Below are 889 nucleotides of genomic sequence, written 5' to 3'. Positions count from 1 at the left end.
CAACAATCAGAACGATTGTTGAAAAGAAAAACAAATATGTTTTGTTAATTATAATGTTCATTTGAAAACAGTTCGTTTAAACTTGCCTATAACGTCTTGCGGCTTGCAACAGTTGCAAAGATTAATCACCGCCGATTCCAAATATAAAACTACTTTTTGAATTTTCGCAGAAAATTCGGTGAAAGCCCAAACCTTGCAATTGTTGCAAACTGCTGTTAGCGGTTCGGCGTGTTTCTATATTTATCAAACTCTGTTTTCAATAATTTTTCAAGCTCATTAAAGTTATAACTTAAACTATTTGATGTTATTGACAACGGAGTTCCATACATTTTTAAGTTACTCTTCATCAGAGTTGCCTTGAATTTTGGACTATTTTGAATAAATTTTTCTGGACTTAAAACATCAATTAAAATGAATTTAGTTGACATAACTTGTTCAGTTCTAATTCCGATTATTTCTGACCATTCAATTAATCCAACACTTGTAAAATTTGAATTATCTGTTATGCCATTTTCATTAACAACTAAACCTGGTTTTTTATCAAAAGCTTTAAAAATTATGTAAATCAAACAAAGACCAAAAAAGATTAATGATGCATAACCAACTATTCTGATTAGTTCAAAATTTCTATGAGAAAAGGAAACATAGCTTTCAGGTTTTAAAATAAATTGTATTCCAAGCGCAACAAATATTATTGATCCAATAAATGCAAAAATTAATTTTCTCTTACTCAATGCAATTCTAATTTCACTCATTTTTTTGTCGTTAAATCTATAAGTTCTGACGCTGACCGCTAACGTGCCGCAGCTTGTGACAGTTGCGACGATTTATTACTGATGATTCCAAAGTTAAAATTACTTTTTGAATTTTCGAAGAAAATTCGGGAAAA

At 29.8% G+C, this 889-nt stretch carries 1 protein-coding gene; it reads right to left on the bottom strand.

Features of this window, described 5'->3' with window-relative positions:
• Positions 1–215: 215 nt before the first annotated feature.
• Positions 216–755 carry an STM3941 family protein gene (locus HA632_RS01790; RefSeq protein WP_176305534.1) on the bottom strand — a complete coding sequence of 180 codons (540 nt, stop codon included), beginning with the start codon at positions 753–755 and terminating at the stop codon, positions 216–218.
• Positions 756–889: the final 134 nt, after the last annotated feature.

It is taken from the genome of Flavobacterium sp. J49 (assembly GCF_011742145.1).
GTDB lineage: Bacteria > Bacteroidota > Bacteroidia > Flavobacteriales > Flavobacteriaceae > Flavobacterium.
This window is presented reverse-complemented; position numbering and strand designations above follow the sequence as displayed.

What these genes read in the sequence shown, in the direction of transcription:
- HA632_RS01790 (WP_176305534.1), bottom strand. Translation starts at nt 755, where the DNA reads ATGAGTGAAATTAGAATTGCATTGAGTAAGAGAAAATTAATTTTTGCA.